Annotated in this window: 18 protein-coding genes and 2 pseudogenes; 9 read left to right on the top strand and 11 right to left on the bottom strand. The window is 67.9% G+C overall.

All coding sequences use genetic code 11. From position 1 onward, the window contains the following. Positions 1-10: 10 nt before the first annotated feature. The 5 genes from OHA64_RS46375 (at position 11) to OHA64_RS46355 (ending at position 4,327) form a co-directional block, all read left to right on the top strand. Positions 11-949, top strand: a complete 939-nt coding sequence (locus tag OHA64_RS46375; RefSeq protein ID WP_405623319.1) for a VOC family protein — start codon at positions 11-13, stop codon at positions 947-949. A 107-nt stretch (positions 950-1,056) separates the two neighbouring features. Further along, entirely contained in the window at positions 1,057-2,028 is a 972-nt protein-coding gene (locus tag OHA64_RS46370; RefSeq protein ID WP_405623318.1) for a fumarylacetoacetate hydrolase family protein, read from the top strand. Next, on the top strand, positions 2,025-2,798 hold the full coding sequence (locus OHA64_RS46365; RefSeq protein WP_405623317.1) for an SDR family NAD(P)-dependent oxidoreductase: 774 nt from the start codon (positions 2,025-2,027) through the stop codon (positions 2,796-2,798). The genes OHA64_RS46370 and OHA64_RS46365 overlap by 4 nt, the downstream gene beginning before the upstream one ends. A gap of 90 nt (positions 2,799-2,888) precedes the next feature. Further along, positions 2,889-3,671, top strand: coding sequence for a CoA transferase subunit A (locus OHA64_RS46360; protein ID WP_405623316.1), 783 nt, complete (start codon positions 2,889-2,891; stop codon positions 3,669-3,671). Beyond that, positions 3,668-4,327: a CoA transferase subunit B gene (locus OHA64_RS46355; protein WP_405623315.1), complete on the top strand. Its 660-nt coding sequence runs from the start codon at positions 3,668-3,670 to the stop codon at positions 4,325-4,327. The genes OHA64_RS46360 and OHA64_RS46355 overlap by 4 nt, the downstream gene beginning before the upstream one ends. A gap of 70 nt (positions 4,328-4,397) precedes the next feature. On the opposite strand, the gene OHA64_RS46350 is transcribed toward OHA64_RS46355, so the two are convergent. Then, the gene (locus OHA64_RS46350) at positions 4,398-4,814 is read right to left on the bottom strand and encodes a roadblock/LC7 domain-containing protein (protein WP_405623313.1); all 417 of its coding nucleotides are present in this window, start codon (positions 4,812-4,814) and stop codon (positions 4,398-4,400) included. Positions 4,815-4,828: 14 nt separating this feature from the next. Next, the gene (locus OHA64_RS46345) at positions 4,829-5,425 is read right to left on the bottom strand and encodes a sensor histidine kinase (protein WP_405623312.1); all 597 of its coding nucleotides are present in this window, start codon (positions 5,423-5,425) and stop codon (positions 4,829-4,831) included. 222 nt (positions 5,426-5,647) lie between these two features. Here OHA64_RS46345 and OHA64_RS46340 point away from each other — a divergent pair, with 222 nt between their 5' ends. Beyond that, positions 5,648-7,051: an IS1380 family transposase gene (locus OHA64_RS46340; RefSeq protein ID WP_405623311.1), complete on the top strand. Its 1,404-nt coding sequence runs from the start codon at positions 5,648-5,650 to the stop codon at positions 7,049-7,051. 293 nt (positions 7,052-7,344) lie between these two features. Further along, positions 7,345-7,889: pseudogene (locus tag OHA64_RS46335) on the top strand (DUF1707 domain-containing protein). 168 nt (positions 7,890-8,057) lie between these two features. Here the strand turns inward: OHA64_RS46335 and OHA64_RS46330 are convergent. The 4 genes from OHA64_RS46330 to OHA64_RS46315 all read right to left on the bottom strand — a co-directional run bounded on the left by OHA64_RS46330 (position 8,058) and on the right by OHA64_RS46315 (position 12,662). Then, a complete protein-coding gene (locus tag OHA64_RS46330) occupies positions 8,058-9,197 on the bottom strand; it encodes an ABC transporter substrate-binding protein (RefSeq protein ID WP_405623310.1) in 1,140 nt (379 codons plus the stop codon). 194 nt (positions 9,198-9,391) lie between these two features. Then, complete coding sequence (locus OHA64_RS46325) at positions 9,392-9,886, bottom strand: MarR family winged helix-turn-helix transcriptional regulator (RefSeq protein ID WP_405623309.1); 495 nt, start codon at positions 9,884-9,886, stop codon at positions 9,392-9,394. 304 nt (positions 9,887-10,190) lie between these two features. Then, complete coding sequence (locus tag OHA64_RS46320; RefSeq protein WP_405623308.1) at positions 10,191-11,288, bottom strand: IS630 family transposase; 1,098 nt, start codon at positions 11,286-11,288, stop codon at positions 10,191-10,193. Positions 11,289-11,417: 129 nt separating this feature from the next. After that, positions 11,418-12,662 carry a hypothetical protein gene (locus OHA64_RS46315; protein WP_405623307.1) on the bottom strand — a complete coding sequence of 415 codons (1,245 nt, stop codon included), beginning with the start codon at positions 12,660-12,662 and terminating at the stop codon, positions 11,418-11,420. On the opposite strand from OHA64_RS46315, the gene OHA64_RS46310 reads away from it, so the two are divergent. Next, positions 12,627-13,022, top strand: a complete 396-nt coding sequence (locus OHA64_RS46310; protein WP_405623306.1) for a hypothetical protein — start codon at positions 12,627-12,629, stop codon at positions 13,020-13,022. The genes OHA64_RS46315 and OHA64_RS46310 overlap by 36 nt on opposite strands. Positions 13,023-13,385: 363 nt before the next feature. Here the strand turns inward: OHA64_RS46310 and OHA64_RS46305 are convergent. The 4 genes and pseudogenes from OHA64_RS46305 to OHA64_RS46290 form a co-directional block, all read right to left on the bottom strand. Next, positions 13,386-13,819: pseudogene (locus OHA64_RS46305) on the bottom strand (IS701 family transposase); the annotation flags it as partial. A gap of 1 nt (position 13,820) precedes the next feature. Further along, positions 13,821-14,693 carry a substrate-binding periplasmic protein gene (locus OHA64_RS46300; protein ID WP_405623305.1) on the bottom strand — a complete coding sequence of 291 codons (873 nt, stop codon included), beginning with the start codon at positions 14,691-14,693 and terminating at the stop codon, positions 13,821-13,823. A gap of 30 nt (positions 14,694-14,723) precedes the next feature. Next, positions 14,724-15,536, bottom strand: a complete 813-nt coding sequence (locus OHA64_RS46295; protein ID WP_405623304.1) for an amino acid ABC transporter ATP-binding protein — start codon at positions 15,534-15,536, stop codon at positions 14,724-14,726. Then, positions 15,533-16,312 (bottom strand): amino acid ABC transporter permease, encoded by a 780-nt coding sequence (locus OHA64_RS46290; RefSeq protein WP_240436932.1) that lies wholly within the window; start codon positions 16,310-16,312, stop codon positions 15,533-15,535. The genes OHA64_RS46295 and OHA64_RS46290 overlap by 4 nt, the downstream gene beginning before the upstream one ends. Before the next feature lie 62 nt (positions 16,313-16,374). On the opposite strand from OHA64_RS46290, the gene OHA64_RS46285 reads away from it, so the two are divergent. Continuing rightward, entirely contained in the window at positions 16,375-16,581 is a 207-nt protein-coding gene (locus tag OHA64_RS46285; protein WP_405623303.1) for a hypothetical protein, read from the top strand. Positions 16,582-16,598: 17 nt separating this feature from the next. On the opposite strand, the gene OHA64_RS46280 is transcribed toward OHA64_RS46285, so the two are convergent. Then, the gene (locus tag OHA64_RS46280; protein WP_405623302.1) at positions 16,599-18,227 is read right to left on the bottom strand and encodes an amidohydrolase family protein; all 1,629 of its coding nucleotides are present in this window, start codon (positions 18,225-18,227) and stop codon (positions 16,599-16,601) included. Positions 18,228-18,289: the final 62 nt, after the last annotated feature.

Below are 18,289 nucleotides of genomic sequence, written 5' to 3'. Positions count from 1 at the left end.
AGGACACCCCATGAGCAATCGCCTGCTCACCCATCTGCGGCACGTCGACCTCGCCGTGCCCGACTACGACAAGCAGCTCGACTTCTACGCCGGCGTCTGGGGCCTGACCCAGGTCGCCGAGGACTCCGGCATCTCCTTCCTCGCCGCCGAAGGAAGCCCCGAACAGTACGTGGTACGGCTGCGCAAAGCCGACGAAAAGCGCCTCGACCTCGTCTCCTACGGCGCCGCGAGCGCGGCGGACGTGGACACCCTCGCCGAACAACTCCTCGCGGGAGGAGTGCAGTTGATCTCCCAGCCGGGCAAGATCGACACTCCCGGTGGCGGCTACGGCTTCCGCTTCTTCGACGTCGACGGCCGCACCATCGAAGTGTCCGCCGATGTGGAGGTACGCCAGCACCGCAAGATCGAGGAGAAGGAGTCGATCCCGGTCAAGCTGTCGCACGTCGTGCTGAACTCGCCGGACCTGGACAGGACCCGCGAGTGGTACGAGACCCACCTCGGCTTCCGCCACTCCGACACGCTCAGCTCGCCGTACGTCGGTGACGTCATGCACTTCATGCGGATCTCCAGCCAGCACCACTCCATGGCCATCGCCAAGGGCCCGCACACCTCCCTGCACCACGTCTCCTTCGAGATGCGCGGCCTGGACGAGTACATGCGCGGCTCCGGCCGCGTGCTGCGGGCCGGATTCAAGAAGGTCTGGGGCCCGGGCCGGCACCTGGCGGGCGACAACACCTTCACGTACTTCCTGGACCCGCACGGCAACACCGTCGAGTACACGACGGAACTGGAGCTGCTGGACGAGGACACCTGGCACCCCCACGTCTATGACCTCTCCCAGCCCGAGGTCGCCGACCAGTGGGGCACCGCCAATCCCATGAACGAACTGGTCGCCAAGGAGTCCTTCAACGACGTCGACCGCGGCTGCTTCGTCGCCCCGCCGGTCTGACCCCCTCGAACCCCGAGGGCGCGGTGATCAGCTGTCCTGCCGCCACCGCACGCCGCGCCCCCTGCTCCTTTCATGCCCGCCCGCCCTTACGCCGACTGGACCCTCCCATGCGCTTCGCCACGTACGAACACCGCGACCGACACCATGTGGCCGTCGTCGACGAGGACGGCACACTGCGCCCCCTGCCCGGTGTCCACTCCCTGACCGCACTGCTCACCCAGGCGGGGAGCGTGCCGGAACTGCTCGACGCGGGCACCAGGACGCTCGGCGCCCAGGCCGGTCCCCACGTCTCCGAAGTGCGTCTGCTGCCGCCGCTCCAGCCGCCCACCGTACGGGACTTCGTCACCTTCGAAGAACACGTCGAGGGCGTACGGCGGTCGGTGGACGCGGCGGCCGGTGTTCCCGAACGGTGGTACGCGGCGCCCACCTTCTACTTCACCAACCCGTACGCGATGTACGGCCCGCACGACGACATCCCCCTGCCCCCGGGATCGAACGCACTCGACTTCGAGCTGGAGGTCGCCGCCGTGATCGGCAGGGCGGGCCGCGACCTCACCCCCGAGCAGGCCCGCGACCACATCGTCGGCTACACGATCTTCAACGACTGGACGGCGCGTGACCTGCAGTCCGCCGAGATGAGGGTCGGCCTCGGCCCCTGCAAGGGCAAGGACACCGCCACCACGCTGGGCCCATTCCTGGTCACCGCCGACGAGCTGGAGAAGTACCGGGACGCGGACGGCTTCCTGCGCCTGGCACTGACGGCGGAGGTCAACGGGGAGGCCGTGGGCAAGGACTTGCTGTCCAACATGAGCTGGACCTTCGAGGAACTGGTCGCCTACGCCTCGCGCGGCACCGTCGTCCGCCCCGGCGACGTCCTCGGCTCCGGCACCTGCGGCAACGGCGGCTGCCTCGCCGAACTGTGGGGCGTACGAGGCAGACAGGACCCCCCGCCGCTCAAGCCCGGCGACACGGTCACGCTCACCGTGGAGGGCATCGGCAGCGTCTCCAACACCGTGGTGACCGGCACTGATCCCGTGCCGGTCCCGGCCGCTCGGCGCCGTCCGCGGGAGCGGCCGTGAACGCCCGGGGCAGACTCTCCGGCAAGGTGGTCGTGGTCACGGGCGCGGCCCGTGGCCAGGGCGCCGCGGAGGCCGAGGCGCTGACCCGCGAGGGCGCCCGGGTGATCGCCACCGACATGGAGCAATCCCCTGGCTGCCGCCGCCTCGACGTCGCCAGTGAGAAGGACTGGGTCCAGCTCGCCGCCGACCTGCGCGAGGCGTACGGACAGGTGCACGGCCTGGTCAACAACGCGGGCATCACCTGGCGGGCCCGGATCGACGACGTACGCCCCGAGGACATGGCCCGGGTGCACGCCGTCAACGTCACCGGCCCGCTCCTCGGCATCCAGCACCTGGTGCCCCTGATGCCACCCCGCTCCTCCATCGTGAACGTCGGTTCGTCGGCGGCGCTGACCGCCCACTACCCCATCGCGTACACGGCCAGCAAGTGGGCGCTGCGCGGCGTCTCAAGGACCGCCGCCATGGAACTGGGGCCCCGTGGCATCCGAGTGAACATCATCCACCCGGGCTTCATCGAGACGGACATGACCGCCTCCGCTGCGCCCGCGTTCCGCGAGGCGAACATCCGCGAGACACCGCTCGGCCGCACCGGAACCGTCGACGAGATCACCCCGCTCGTCGCCTTTCTCCTCTCCGACCAGGCGTCCTTCATCACCGGGGCCGAGATCCCGGTCGACGGCGGCCTCACCGCCCACGGCGGCGCGAAGTCCATCTCCGACGCCCTGCGCACGGACACGGACGGCGCCCAGCACCAGGAGACGGATCGCTGACATGCCGTCCAGATTAGGCCGCCCCGTCGAGGCACCACGGTCAGCCCCAGGAGGGGGCTGACCCCGCCGAAAAGAAAGGCCCTTCATCTCATGGACAAGGTCAGGTCGAGCGCCGCGGAAGCCGTCGCCGACATACCCGACGGCGCGTCCCTGGCCGTCGGCGGCTTCGGCCTCAGCGGCATCCCCGACGTGCTCATCCAGGCCCTTCACGCCCAGGGCGCGACGGGTCTGACGGTCGTGTCGAACAACTGCGGCGTGGACGGGCGCGGACTGGGCGTCCTGCTGGCCGCCGGCAGGATCGCCCGTGTCACGGGCAGTTACGTGGGTGAGAACAAGGAGTTCGCCCGCCAGTATCTGTCGGGCGAGCTGGAGGTGGAGCTGGTGCCGCAGGGCACCCTGGCCGAGCGGCTGCGCGCCGGAGGGGCAGGCATCCCGGCCTTCTACACTCCGGCGGGGGTGGGTACCCAGGTCGCCCGCGGCGGGCTGCCCTGGCGTTACGCGGACGACGGCACGGTCGCCGTGACCTCACCGCCCAAGGAGACGCGCGACTTCGCCGGCCGCCGTTACGTCCTGGAGCACGGCATCACCACCGACTTCGCCCTCGTACGGGCCTGGCGCGGTGACCGCCACGGGAACCTGGTCTTCCGTAAATCCGCCGCCAACTTCAACCCCCTGGCCGCGATGGCCGGCCGCATCACCGTCGCCGAAGTGGAGGAACTCGTCGAACCAGGAGCGCTGAGTCCGGACGAGATCCATCTGCCGGGCATCTTCGTCCAGAGGATCGTGGCCCTCACTCCGGCCCAGGCCGCCGACAAGCACATCGAACACCTTTCCATCTCCGCGTCTTCGACTCGAGGGACGGTACCCGCATGAGCACCACTCTTGGTACGAAGCGGGGCTGGACCCGCGACCAGATGGCCGCCCGCGCCGCCGCCGAACTCACCGACGGCTCCTACGTCAACCTCGGCATCGGCCTGCCCACCCTCATCCCCGGCCACCTCCCCCCGGACATCCATGTGGTTCTGCACTCCGAGAACGGCATCCTGGGCACGGGCCCGTACCCGACCGAGGCCGAGGTCGACCCCGACCTGATCAACGCGGGCAAGGAGACCGTCACCGTGCTGCCGGGAGCCTCCTTCTTCGACTCGGCCCTGTCCTTCGGCATGATCCGCGGCGGCCACATCGACACCGCCGTGCTCGGCGCCATGCAGGTCTCCGCCGCCGGCGACCTGGCCAACTGGATGATCCCCGGCAAGATGATCAAGGGCATGGGCGGCGCGATGGACCTCGTCCACGGCGCCCGCCGGGTCATCGTCCTGATGGAACACACCGCCAAGGACGGCAGCCCGAAGATCGTCAAGGAGTGCACTCTTCCGCTCACCGGTGAACGGTGCGTCCACCGCGTCATCACCGACCTCGGCGTCCTCGACGTCACACCCGGGGGCCTCGCGCTGGTGGAGTGCGGGCCGGGTGTGACCGCCGAGTACATCGCGGCCCGCACAGAAGCGCCTCTGGTCCGGAAGCCATGAGCCAAGGACGTGGAAATGCCCGGGCGGGCAGGGACCGTAGTCCCTGCCCGCCCGACGTTCTGTGTCCTGTTCAGCGCACGAACGGAGGCTGTTGGGGCCGGCCGATGAGTTGCGGGGTCAGGAGTGCGCCGGCGCGGTCGGCGAGGACGGCCATCTCGTAGCCGACCAGGCCGATGTCGCAGCCCTCCTCGGCGAGGACGCCGAGGCAGGAGCCGTCGCGCATGTGGTTGACCATCATGAACCCGTCCAGCATTTCGATCATGACGAGCTTCATCCCGCGGAAGCCGTACGTGTCGGCGGCGTTCTGCGTGAGGGACGCGATGCCGGACACCACGGAGGACAGGTGGTCGGCGAGATCACGGCTGAGGCCGTCGGAGGCCGCGATGAGGAGGCCGTCCGAGGACACCGCGACCGCATGGGTGACGCCGTCGGCGGTGCGGGCGAAGTCGGAGATGAGCCAGGCGAAGTTCTGGTGCGCGGAGGTCACGGGGGTTCGGGTTCCTATCTGGCTTCGGCGCGCGCGACGCCCGCCCGGAAGCCGTTGAGCATGGAGGAGACATACGTCCGTCGGTCGGGCGGCGGGGCCTCATCGGGGGCGAGGATCTTGGCGGGCAGGGTGACGAGCGCGGACACGCCCCCGCCGGGGGTGTCGGAGAGCAGGACCTCGACATCGAGGCGGGTGGCGAGACGGCCGACGACGTAGTGGCCGAGGTAGCGGGTGGGCGCGACGAGGAACGCCTCCTCCCCTGCGATACGGGCGTTGGCGCGGGCGAGATCCTCGGGGGACATGCCGACACCGTGGTCTACGACGGCGATGCAGTAGTCGTCGCCGTCCGCCCAGCCGTGGACGTCCACGGACTGCTCCGGCGGGGAGAAGGTGAGGGCGTTCTCGACGAGCTCGGCCAGCAAGTGGGAGAGCTCGGCGACGGCCCGGCCGCTGATCCGGCGGGGCTCGACCTCGGCGATGACGACCCGTCGGTACTGCTCGACCTCGCCGAGGGCGGACTGCACGAGTTCGAGGCTGGTGGCGGTCACGCTGCCGATCTGGGGACTGCGTTCGTCGACGAGCACGAGCAGGCTCTCGGCGTTGCGGCGCATACGGGTCGCGAGGTGGTCGACCCGAAGGGCGAAGCCGTAGTCACGGCCGACGACCAGCTGTGAGTAGATGCCAGAATCCTCGCGCTCTGTATCGAGGCTAGCCTCCGCGTTTCACTTACGGTGTCGTCCGGATCTTGAGCGGAAACGCAAAAGTGCCTTCTGAGCTGGGATGATGAGGCTTGTCTAGGGCTTCTGTCACCACAGCAGGAAGGCGCTTTCTGCGTGCAGACTACCGGGTCACGTCCCAAGCTCGTCGTATCAGCCGACGGTCGCGGGATGGTCAGTCATGCCGGGTCCCGTCTGCTGTCCGATCTCGCCGATGCCACCGGCCTGACCACGGCCTTCACGAACGCGCTGCGCCAACTGCGACCGCGCGGCACCGGTCACGCCCCCGGCCGGATCGCAGTGGACCTGGCGGTGATGCTGGCCGACGGCGGGGAGGCGATCGCCGACCTGGCCCTGCTGCGGGACCAGGCCGAGGTGTTCGGCCCGGTCGCGTCCAATCCCACCGCGTGGCGACTGCTGGCGGACATCGATCCGGCCGCACTCGGCGCTCTGCGCGCGGCCCGTGCCACCGCCCGCGAGGTCGCCTGGCTGCAAGCCGAGGAGAGGCGGGAGGCAATACCGGCCTCCCGTGCAGGCGGACGCGAACTGCCAGGCCTGGTCCTGGACATCGACGCCACCCTGGTCACCTGCCACTCCGAGAAGGAGCACGCGGCACCGACCTACAAACACGGCTTCGGCTACCACCCGCTGCTGTGCTTCCTCGACAACACCGGCGAGGCCCTGGCCGGCCTGCTGCGGCCCGGCAACGCCGCGGCCAACACCGCCGAGGACCACATCACCGTGCTCGACGCCGCGTTCGCCCAGCTCCCCGACGCCCACCGCCACGGCACCGACATCCTCATCCGTGCGGACAGCGCCGGCTCCGCCAAAGCGTTCCTGGCCCACATCCGCGGGCCGCGCTCGCGCGGGATCCACACATCCTTCTCCGTGGGATGGTCCATCACCGAACCGGTCCGCCGAGCGATACGCCAGCTGCCCGACCAGGTCTGGCACCCCGCCCTCGAACAGGACGGCACCCTGCGGCAAGGCGCCCACGTCGCCGAGCTCACCGGCCTGGTCGACCTGCCGGGTCTGCCCGAGGACACTCGGATCATCGTCCACCGCGAGCGCCCGCACCCCGGCGCCCAGCTGTCCCTGTTCGATCTCGACGAGGGCATGCGCCACCAGGTCTTCCTCACCGACACCCCCTACGGCGAAGGCTCACTGCAGCACCTGGAAGTCCGCCACCGCGCCCACGCCCGCGTCGAGGACCGCATCCGCTGCGGCAAGACCACCGGCTTCGGCCGCTTCCCCTCCCGACACTTCCACGTCAACCAAGCGTGGCTGGAGCTGTCCCTGACCGCCCTCGACCTGCTCGCCTGGACACGCCTCCTGCTGCTGGAGGGCGAACTGGCAGCCGCCGAGCCGAAGAAGCTCCGCTACCGGCTGCTGCACGCAGCTGCCCGCATCACCCGTGGCGGACGCCGCATACACCTGCGGATCGCCGCGACCTGGCCCTGGCGAAACGAGCTGACCACCGCGTTCGCCCGCCTAGCGGCGCTGCCACGGCCAGCCACCTGAACGTCGGCACCGTCCTGCACGCCCACGACCCGAGGAACCCTGGAGAAACCGACCCGCGCGTCGGGCCTCGACCATGCCCGCCCGGCAGCCAACCATCAGAAACCCCACTTCACAGCCATCACTCCAGCTCAGCCACCCCAAGCGAAACGGGGAGGCTAGTGCTTCGACCGCATAGGTTCGCCGGGTTGGGCGATCAAGGCCATGAAGACGAGCGATCGGCCTCCCCATCAATTGCCTTGCCTGCTAAGGACCTTGGCGTGTTCGCATTGTCGGCACGGCACTAGAGTGAGACGGTGACCTCTCTGCCGGAAGACCCGTCTTCGCTGATCAGCGAAGACGGCCGCGACACAGCCGTGCAGCGCCTGCAGGAGGCGTACGCCGAAGGGCACATCTCACACGAGGAGATGGACGAACGCCTCCACCAGGTCCTCACCGCCAAGACGCACAGCGAGCTCGTGCCGGCTCTGGCCTCGCTACCGGAGAAGAATGCGGGCACCACGTCCACAATTGCCGCCGCCGGCGGACGGATCAAGCGGCGAGGCGCATGGCGGGTACCTCGCATCCTCAAGGTCGAGTCCGCATACGGAAGGGTGCACCTCAACCTGTCCCGCGCGGTCATCGAGCATCCGGCAGTCGACATCGAGCTGCAACTCGGCACCGGCAGGGCAAAGATCACGGTGCCTCGCGACGCGGTCGTCGACTTCGAGGAGCTGCGCACCGGGTGGAAGGACACGCTCTACAAGCCCCAGCGCCGCTCCTCGTCCGGCGGGGGCCGCCGATCCGGACTTCCGGGACCATGGGGTACGGACGGTTGAAGATCCGCCACGCGCGGCGGTGAGGCCCCATCCGGCGTCGGCACCACCTGTCCGTAACTTCTTCGTCCCCGCTCGACTGCTGATGCTGTGACCTCATTGGGTCGCCAGGTTGGCTCAGTGTCAGGCCGCCGGGTGGGTGGTCACGGCTTCCCCCCTCTGGTGGGGAGCAGAGGGGGGCGGAAAAAGGGCCGTCAGCCCTGGGTGCCGTCCTGGTTTACGGGGTACAGGCCGAGCACGCCCTGCGGGTCGGAGGGGTTCACGCCCTTGACGTCGCCCACATAGAGGTTGATGCGGGCCTTGTAGCGGTCGAGGGCGGTGCGGTCGCTCATGAACTCGCCGAGACCGAGCGGGTTCATGTTCTTGTAGTCGAAGATGCCCTTGCGGCCCGCCGGCGCGGCGACGTCGGTGCGGGCGCTCCAGGTGCCTATGGAGTCGTGTTGGGTTTCCTTGGACAGCAGCCAGCTCATGTAGAGCTTGGCGGCGGCCTTGTGCGGGGCGTTCTTGAGGATGGCGCCGGTCTGCGGCCAGGCGACCCACGGCGACTTCTTCGGCAGGGTGGTCTCAGCGACGCCCGGGGCGCCTCCGGCTGTGGCGAAGCTCGCCACGTAGTTATCGGAGCCGACCAGGTCGGCGGAGTCCTGGGTGCCGCGGACGAACTTCGGGTTCTGGGCGAGCAGCTTCTTCAGGTAGTCGAAGCCGTACTGGTCGGTGAGCTGTTTGAAGTAATAGAGGACGGCGTCGTCGTCGTTCGGGTAGGTGAAGACGAGCTTGTTCTTGAACTCGGGCTTGAGGAAGTCCTTGGCCTCGACGGGCGCGTCGTCGCCGAGCTTGGTGGCCGTGACGTTGGAGAAGGCGAAGAAGAACAGGCCGGTGTAGTAGCCGTCCTTGTCCTTGATCTGCGGGTAGACCTTGTTCCAGCCGACCGGCTTGTACTTCTGCAGCACTCCTTCCTTCTTCCAGCGCGGGAAGTCGTCGACGGTCTGGAGGTGGACGACGTCGGCGACCACGTGGTGCTCGGCGATCTGGTTGTCGACGCGGGCGTCGTGGTTCTTGCTGAAGTCGACGACGATGTCGACCTTCATCTTGGGGAACTTCTTGACGAACGCGTCCTTGAGGTAGTCCGCCTGGCCCGGCTTGTCACCGCCGGCGTAGACGACCAGACGGCCGCCCTCGGCCACGGCTCCCTTGTACAGCTTCTGCAGCTGGTCTTCTTCGCTCGTGTGCTTGGGGGCGGGCTTCGGGGAAGGGGTGGCGGCGGCGATGGTGGCACCGCTTGCGGCCAGGACGCCCAGGGCGACGGCGACGGCCCATGCCTTGTGGGGGGACTTCACACTCGACTCCTTCGTGGTGGGGCAAGAAGGGGAAGCTTGATACTTCAAGCATCTGATTTCACCCTAGAGCAGGTATTGCAAATCTGCAAGAAATTGTGGTGAGTGCCTGAATGGTCATGCAGGGTAGCCAGGGAGGCTGGGAGTCCGGCGGGCTCGCCTCTGCCTCTGCCTCTGCCTCTGCCTCTGGAGGGAGGTCAGCGGCGCCAGGGGAGGTCGGCGGGGAAGGCCGGGCGGTCCGGGCCCGTGAGGCCGTTGAGAATGAGCTCGCACGCTTCACCGAAGGCGCGCGCCTGCTCAGGCGTCAGCCGGTCGAAGACGGCAGCCCGAACGGTGGCGACGTGACTGGGGGCGGCCTGCTCAAGGGCGGTCAGCCCCTCCGCCGTCAGCAGAGCGAGCTGGGCCCGCCCGTCCCCCGGCGCGTCCTCGCGGCGCACCCAGCCGCGCTCCGCCATGCGGCTGACGGTGTAGGAGAGCCGTGTCCGGGCGATCTTCAGCTGTTCGGCGAGGTCTGTCATGCGCAGCCGTCGCTCGGGGGCCTCCGAGAGGAACACCATCACCGAGTAGTACAGGTGGCTGAGGTCGGCCTTGTGTCGCAGTTGCTGGTCGAGGACGTCCTCCAGTACCAGGCTGAGGTCGCGGTAGGCGCGCCAGGCGCGCTGCTCCTCGGGGGAGAGCCAACGGGGTTCCATGGATCGCACTCTAGCGAGAGCTCGTTCGCGGGCCGTCGCTCCGACGGGGTTCCGGGGGGCCTGATAGCACCGGCATTCAGGTGGTTATCCGTACTGGATGAGGCGAGTCGGCGACTAGCGCGCGGCTTTGAGAGGCAGACGGTGCCTACTGGGTACTGCTGCCATCACCCGGCAAGGGCCCTACGCAGGAATCTCGAAGCGTGGAGAACGGCCGCCTTCGCTGTCCCGGGAAGAACCGCAGATCAGCAGGTCGGGTGACCGGCGAGGTTAAACGTCAAGCTCAGGCTGCGGTCTTGAGAGGACGTCAGCCCCAGCGGATGCGTTTCTCACTGCGGATGCGGGCGCGTTCTCGGCGTTCGGCGGCCAGGACATCGCGGTGGCGGGCGTTGGCATTACGCCAGCGCAGGTAGGCGTACAGGGCCCGGGTCTGGACGGTGTGGTTGAGGTGGTCGGAGTTGGCGATGGTGAACTGTCTCAGTGGTCCGAAGTGGGCCTCGATCGGGTTGGCCCAGGAGGCGTAGGTCGGGGTGAAGCACAACTCGACCTTGTTCTTCTTCGCCCAGCGGCGGATGTCGGTGCCCTTGTGGGCGGACAAGTTGTCCAGGATTACGTAGATCGGGGCGCCGTCAGGTCGGACGGCGCGGATCGACTTCAGCGCGGCGAGCGTGCTGGCAGCGCCCTTCTTGCCGCGGTTGACGCCCCACAGGGTGTCGTCACCGACCGAGTAGCAGCCGTGAAAGTAGCGCACCCCGTGGGTGCGGTGATAGGTGGCGGGCACCCGGTCGGGGTGGCCCTGCCCGGCCCAGCCCGAGCCCGCAGTGGGCCGGATCCCGAGCGGACCGAACTCGTCAAACGCGAAGACCCGGTCCGGGAAGCCGTCCAGGACCTCTTCGATCCGGTCCAGCTTCGCCTCCCGCTCGGGGTCCGGGGACTCCTTCCATGTCTTGGTGCGCTGGAAGGTGACGCCGCGGCGGGCGAGCAGGCCGCGTAACGCCTCGCGGCTAATGCGGATCACACGGCCGTGGACTTTGCGCAGGTAGGCGACGAGTTTGCGCAGTGACCAGCGGGTGAACGGCTGGCCGAGTTTGGTGGGGCGGGTCGTGGCCGTCTGGACGACGAAGTCCTCGTCGTCACGGTTGAGCAGGCGGGGACGGCCTCCCGCCCACTGAGGGTCCAGGCAGGCCAGGCCGATCTCGTTGAACCGGTGGATCACATCCCGGACGGTGTCTTCATCGGCCTGCACCAGCTGGGCGATCACCGGTACCCGGTTCCCGCCGGCCGAGGCCAGCAGAATCATCGCCCGCCGGCAGCGCACCGTGCTCGTGCTGCCCCGGCGCACGATCCGCTGCAGCTTCTGACCCTCCTGGTCGGTCAGTCTGCGTACACGGACGGGCTCAGCCACCGCGCCTCCAACGGTCGGATCGGACGTCACCGCACATCCAACCGCCACGACCACCAAACCGGAGAACCTATGCGGTCACAGCACTAGCAGGGCGATCATCTCGGATCACAAACCGGTCAGGAGCGGGCGCTAGTCCAGCTGGAAACGAAGGCGAATGTCGTCTGCCCATTGCCCTGTGTCGGCGTCGCTCTCCTGCCACCGTCCTTCGTCACAGATCAGCGTCCGCGACCCGAGCAGGACTCGTGGGAACAAGGACCGGCTCGGCACCCGGGGAAGCACCTCGACGGTGTCCAAGCGGAAGGCGGGCACCTTGAATCCGCACGGATCACCATCATGGAACAACACGGATCCGTGGCCGGAAAACCAGGCGACGAGGCTGGAATGGGCCAGGTTGCAGACAACCGGGACGTTAATGGTCCCCGGCGCGGTGTCGCAGTCCTCCTCCTCCACCTCCGACGCCGCCAGGAGGAGTCCCCGGGGGATTGGCTGGGTCTGCGGGTCTGCTGCCGAGCCGAGGAACATCAGGGAGTTCCGGGATTCCGGGCTGGCCATGTCTTTGACCATGACAGGCACCGCGTCCCAGCCGTCCAGGCTTTGGGCATCGCGGTAGGCCGCCGCGCACTGGGCCAGATCGCCCAAGCTCTCGAAGTGCGTCACATCGAGAGTCGGTCCGTCGTGGTCGTCGAAACAGAAGACCGACTCGGGGTGGCAGGTGGTGAGGAAGTCAAGCAGGACCGGATGGTCGCCAAGGAGAGCGTCGCTTGCCGGGTCGGCGAGCGCCCGCATCAGGTGCACGTACTGACCGTCCTGCTTGACGCGGGCGGAAACGGTCAGGGCGAAGCCCGCAGGGTAGACGTAACCGAAGTGGTGCTCGTTGGCGGTACGCAGCACCGGCAGCTCCGCGGACACGGGAGTGGTCTGGACGCGCACCCTGGTGGGATGGTCCATGACGAAACCGGCCAGCACATACGGCTGGGGCAGGTGCGCCAGGCCCCCCATGACCTTGCCGCTCAGCGCGAGTTCGCGCATCCTCTGGTCACGTCGCGCCGGTTCACCGAAGGTGGCCAGGTATAGCGCCTCCTGCTCAGCGGGTGTTCCTTGCTCGAACCACGCGTACAGGTCCAGGGATGTGATGAGGGTTGCCTGGCTGTCGGCATCGCGGTGGATCTGGATCTGGACGGGTCCGGTGATCGGTTCGGCAATCTTCCGGGCAGCGTCGGCACGCACCTGCTCAAGGTAGCCGGGGGCGCTGACCTCCCCGATCGCGTCCCGGATCTCCGCCACGGGCCGCGTGTCCTTGGGGGTGAAGTGCTTGGACTTCTTGGCGGACGCCAGAAAGTGGGACAGCTCCACGATGAAGGCGGCGTCCATCATCCGGAAATAGACGGCCGCGGACCTCGGCCCGTTCAGCTTCACCAGGGCGAGACCGGTCGGGAACTGGGCCGCCAGCAGGCACTCGGCATCCGCCTGGTTCAGCCTGATCCGTCCGTCGTCCCGATCCGTCGCGCGGACGCTGAAGCCGACGAAAACTCCGGCTACCGGTCCGGTCCGGCCGAAGCCTGCGGCCAGGTCCGGCTGGCACAGGAAGTCGAACCCGAAGTCGTGTTCGACCTTGTTGGGGATGATGAAGTTCTCCTGGCAGGAGAGCCGGAAGCGGTCCTCTCCGATCGCCCCGATGCGCTGGGCGGCGTTGCGTTGTTCTGCATCTCCAGGCGGCAGCCGAGGTCCTGCTGAAGGCTCGCCTGCAACGTGAGCACTGGAGTTTGATCTTCAAGAACCCCGGCTCTGCCGTACGGAGCAAGTTCGAGTCTGGGGACTTCGAAAGCTGTACCACTCCCGAGGTGATCGCCCGCCTTCGGGACGTCGTTGGGCTGTCGCTGAAAGACAAGGACATAAAGGCTCTCAACAGCTTGGCCAAGACGCGCAACGCCCTTCAGCACTATGGGTTGACGGCGAGTGGACCGGCTACGGAGGCACGAGCAGCCGAGGTGCTCGACTTCCTCAAGGCCTTCCTTGACGAGCAGCTCCTGTGCGCTCTTGACGAAGATGAGCAGGAGCGAATCGACAACCACTACATGGGGCGCATCCGCGCCGGTCTCAGTGAGGTTGGTGGCGGCGGCGCCAGTCGGACCAGGCAAGCCGGTGGGCCGCGTCGCGGACGGGCCGGATGACGAGTGCGATGAACAGGCGGCAGATCTCGTTGCAGGACAGCGGGATCAGGTCGTCCGGCGTGGGTCGGTGTGCGTGTTCGACGGCGAGGAAGGCGTGGGCCAGCATCGCGAGGGTGACCCGGCGGGCCCAGGAGGGGTAGCGGCGGACCTGGTGTTCATCCAGTCCGGCCAGTCCTTTCTCCGTTTGGAAGGTCTCCTCCACCCGCCATCTGGAACCCGCGACCCTGACAGGGTGGCCAGGGATGCCGGCGTGGTGGATTGGCAGCGGTAGTAGGCGAGTTCACCGGTGCTGCGGTTGCGGCGGATCAGCAGCTGGTGGTGACCCGAGGCCGGCTCGGCGAGGTCGATGACGGCCCAGTCGTCACTTCTCGGAAGGGGCCAGGCTGGTGTTCTCGACCTGCTTCGCGAGCTTGGGTCGTTCCTTGATCAGGTCGGCGCTGACCGGGTCCTGGAAGTACTTCTTGTAGAGCTTGATGTAGGTTCCGTCGTCGATCATCGCGTTGATCTGGGTGTCGATGTCCTTGAGCAGCTTCGGGTCACCGTCCTTGCGCATGGGGAAGGCGGTGCCCTGGGGGGCTTCCCGTGTGACGGCGATGCGTACCGGCGACTTCGCGGCGTATGTGTCCGCGACGCCACCACCGAGAATGGCAGCGTCGATGCTTTTGGAGAGCAGCTGGGTGACAAGCGCTGTGTGGTCCTTGAAGTTCACCTTACGCACGTCCGGCATGCGCTTGTCCATATAGTCCTCCTGCACTGAGCCGCTGACGACCCCGACCCGCTTGCCGTCGAAGTCCGACAGCTTGGTCTGCTTGTCGCCCTTCCGGGTCAGGATTTTGGTGAAGCCCCAGTAGTACGGGGTGGTGAAGTCGACCTGCTTCCTGCGCTCGGGGGCGGCGATGAACCCGCCGACCCCGATGTCGTACTGGTTGGCGGTCAGGCCGGTGAGCGCGCCCTGCAGGCTCGTGGCCTTGTACTGGACCTTCACGCCGAGGCGCTTGGCTGCCTCGTTCATCAGATCGATAGCGAATCCGCTGGGCTTGCCCGACTCGTCGGTGACCGCGAAGGGCGGCTGCTCGGACACAGTGCTCGCGGTGATCACACCGGGGTTGACCAGGTCCTTGTACTTGGCTGTTCCGGAGTCCGCTGCATTGCTGTTGCCGCCGCAGGCGGTGAGGGGGAGCAGCAGCGCGGTGGTGACGGCGCCGACGAGCAGTGTTCTACGGGAAATGTGCATGGCTGGGACTTTCTGTGCTGGGAGGGCGGTTCAGAAGATTTGGGAGAGGAACTGGCGCAGCCGGGGGTGTTCGGCGCTTTCGAAGATCCGGTCGGGGGTGCCGATCTCGGCGAGGCGGCCGTCGCACATGAAGGCGACGCGGTCGGCGGCCTCCCGGGCGAAGCCCATTTCGTGGGTGACGACGGCCATGGTCATGCCGCCCGATGCGAGATCCCGCATCACGGCGAGTACGTCCTTGACCAGTTCGGGGTCGAGCGCGGAGGTGGCCTCGTCGAAGAGCATCACCTCCGGCTCCATGGCCAGAGCGCGGGCGATGGCCACGCGCTGCTGCTGCCCGCCGGACAGCCGGCTGGGCCGCTGCTCGGCAAAGGCGGCGAGGCCGACCTCATCGAGGCGGCGTCGTGCGGTGGCGCGTGCCTGTTCGCGGCCCATGCCCTTGACCGAGGTCAGGGCGAGGCTGACGTTGCGCTCGACGCTCATGTGCGGGAAGAGGTTGAAGTGCTGGAAGACCATGCCGACGCGGGAGCGGGCGGCGTCGACGTCGGCGTCCGGCGCGGTCAGACAGGTCTCGCCGAGCCAGATCTCACCACAGTCGGGGATCTCCAGCAGGTTCAGGCACTTCAGCAGGGTGGACTTGCCCGAGCCGGACGGGCCGATCACACAGAGGGTCTCTCCGCGCTGCACATCGAGGGTGACCTCGCGTACCACGGTGTGGGAGCCGTAGCTCTTGCTGAGCCCTTTGACCTGCAGGGCGGCGAGGTCGTCCGGTGTCCGGGGCGCGGCTTCGGTCTCGGCTTCGGGCAGGGGGGCGACCGGGTTCGGACCGGCGGTGGCGGGGGTCATCGGGCTTCTCCTCCGGCAGGCTGGAGCGGGGTGGTGGGCAGGTCCGGATCGGCCGAGGCCGGTGTCTTGTCGGGGCGCGGGCCCTCACGCAGCCGCCGGTCCAGGTAGTTCACGAAGTAGGTCATGGGGATGGTCAGCGCGAGGTAGCAGATGCCCGCGGCGATCAGGGGTGAGGAGTTGTAGGTACGGGCGACCTCCTCCTGGGCGATGAAGTAGAGCTCGCGCTGTCCGACGGCTAGGCCGAGGAGGTAGACGAGCGAGCTTTCCTTGATGTCCTTGACGAACTGGCCGGTCATGGCGGGCAGCACGCGGCGGATGCCCTGCGGCACCACGACCAGGCGCATCGCCTTGAGATAGCTCAGACCCAGGCTGCGGGCGGCCTGCAACTGGCCGGGATCGACGCTCTGGATGCCGGAGCGGAAGATCTCCGCGGTGTACGCGCCGGAGATGATGCCGATCGCCAGGACCGCGTAGCCGAGGGGGTCGGTGCCGAAGGGGCGGATCCCGGCGGCGGGCAGGCCCACACCGACCAGCATCACCGTGATGATCACCGGAAGGCCGCGGAAGACGTCGACGTAGAGCCGGGCGGGCAGCCTCACCCACCATCGGTTCGACAGCAGCAGCATCGCGGCCGCCAGAGCGATGACCACACCGAGCACGATGGCCCCTGCGGCGATCGTCAACGTGTTCAGCAGGCCCTCGGAGATCAACCGCGGAAAGGTCTCGGCGATCACGCCCCAGTCGAAGAACGTGTCGGCCAGAGCATTCGAAGCCAAAGAGACAGGGGACGAGAGGGTCATCACGACTCCTGACCAGGCGCGAAGGAAGAATCGGAGGCGTGGAACTCCGAGCGGACCGTCCCATCACCGTCATCGACAGCGCGAAGGTCGGGTATGTGCGGCACAGCGGCGCGGGGAACAGCCAGCTCGCCTCGCTGACGGCGATACCGAAGCCGACGATGAGGATGGTGGCCGGCGGCGGAAAGGGTACGAAGTTCCCGGAACGCGGTGTGCAAGGCTTTCGACTGGGGCTCAGTCGGCTGTGACTGGACGAGGGTGGAACTCACGGGGACCTCCTTGTGTGGTGGGAGAGGGAGCGCACGGCCGTCTTGCGGAGCACCGTGCCAGGACGGTGCTTCGTGAGGACGCCATCACGCAGTACGGGGCGGCCGTTGACGAGGACGTGACGAGTGCCCACGGCATAAGACAGCGGTGCGTCAAAGGTGGCGGTGTCGCTGACCGTCTCGGGATCGAAAACGGCGAGGTCGGCGACCATTCCCTCGCTCAGGATGCCTCGGTCGGTGAGGCCGAGGCGGGCGGCGGGCAGCGCGCTCATCTTGCGGACGGACTCCCGGAGCGTGAGGACCTGGCCGTCGCGGGTGTACCGGGACAGGACCCGGGCGAACGTACCGAAGTGACGGGGGTGGGGGTTGCCGTCGGTGGCGGTGTCCAGTACCCAGCTGTCACTGGCGACTGCGCTGCGGTGGTGGCGCAGCACTGTTTCCACATCCGCCTCGGACATCGCATGGTTGACCATCCAGACCAGGGCCTTGTGCGCGCGCAGTACGTCGAGGGATGCCTCGGCCGGATCGCGGCCAGTGGCGGCGGCGATGTCCTGGACCGTGCTTCCCACCCACGAGGAGTAGCGGCCCGGCGGCATCGAAGCGATGACGGTGCTTTCGGGAAGGAAGGTGTGTCCGGTCTTCGCCCGGAGCTCCGAAGCGATCGCCTCGCGGGTCTTCGGGTTCTCCAGTCGGGCGAGGAGCGCGTCGCGACCGCCGTCCAGCGCCCAGTCGGGAAGGCGCGAGGTGAGCCGGGTGGAGGAGGCGGCGTAGGGGTAGACATCGCACGCCACGTCCACTCCTTCCGCGACAGCGGAGTCGATGAGGGTCAGCGCCTCGCGCACCTTGCCGTGGTTGGCGGGACCCATGGCCTTGAGGTGCGAGATCTGAAGGCGCACGCCGCTGCGTCGGGCGGTTTCCAGAGCTTCGGTCACGGCCTCGACGAGATGGTCGCCCTCGTCGCGTATATGAGTGCTGTAGAGCAGTCCGGCCTGCCGAGCCTCGGTGGCCAGCGCCACGACCTCGTCGGTGTCGGCGAACGACCCGGGGGCATAGATGAGTCCGGTGGACAGACCGAACACCCCCTGTTCGGCAGCCCTGGCGAGGAGCTTGCGCATGAGGGCGGTCTCGTCGGCTGTCGCGGGGCGCCGTTCGGTGCCAACAGCGGCCACGCGGAGGGCCGCGTGGCCGACGAGGGCGGCGAGGTTGACGCACGGTTCGGCCTCCTCCACCGCGCGTGCGAATCCGTCGAAGTCCTCCCAGGGCATGTCGGCGGTGCTGAGGTTGCCGCGTGCGAGCGTGGTGTGCCACGCGTGTCGCCGCTCGGGAGTGATGGGGAAGGGGGAAGCGCCGCAGTTGCCCGTGACGATGGTGGTGACGCCCTGTCTGATGCACGTTTCGGCGCTGGGCGCGTCGCACACGGTGTAGTCGGCGTGCGAGTGCAGGTCGACAAAGCCGGGCGCGACGACGTGGCCGGTGCAGTCGAGTACCTCCCGTGCGGTGGCGTGAGGCGTGGCCCGTCCGAGGAAGACGATGCGGTCGTCCCGGATGCCGACATCTGCCCGTCGGACCGGGCCGCCGGTGCCGTCGATGACGGTACCGCCGACGGCGAGTACATCGAATTCGTTCAACTTTCTTCCTTCGCAGTGGAGTTGGGTTCGGGTACCGACAACGAAGCCGAGTGTCGGTGTGG

Source organism: Streptomyces sp. NBC_00076, assembly GCF_045041235.1.
In the GTDB taxonomy this organism is placed as follows: Bacteria; Actinomycetota; Actinomycetes; order Streptomycetales; family Streptomycetaceae; genus Streptomyces.
The sequence above is the reverse complement of the archived record's forward strand: the minus strand, read 5'-3'. Positions and strand labels throughout refer to the sequence as shown.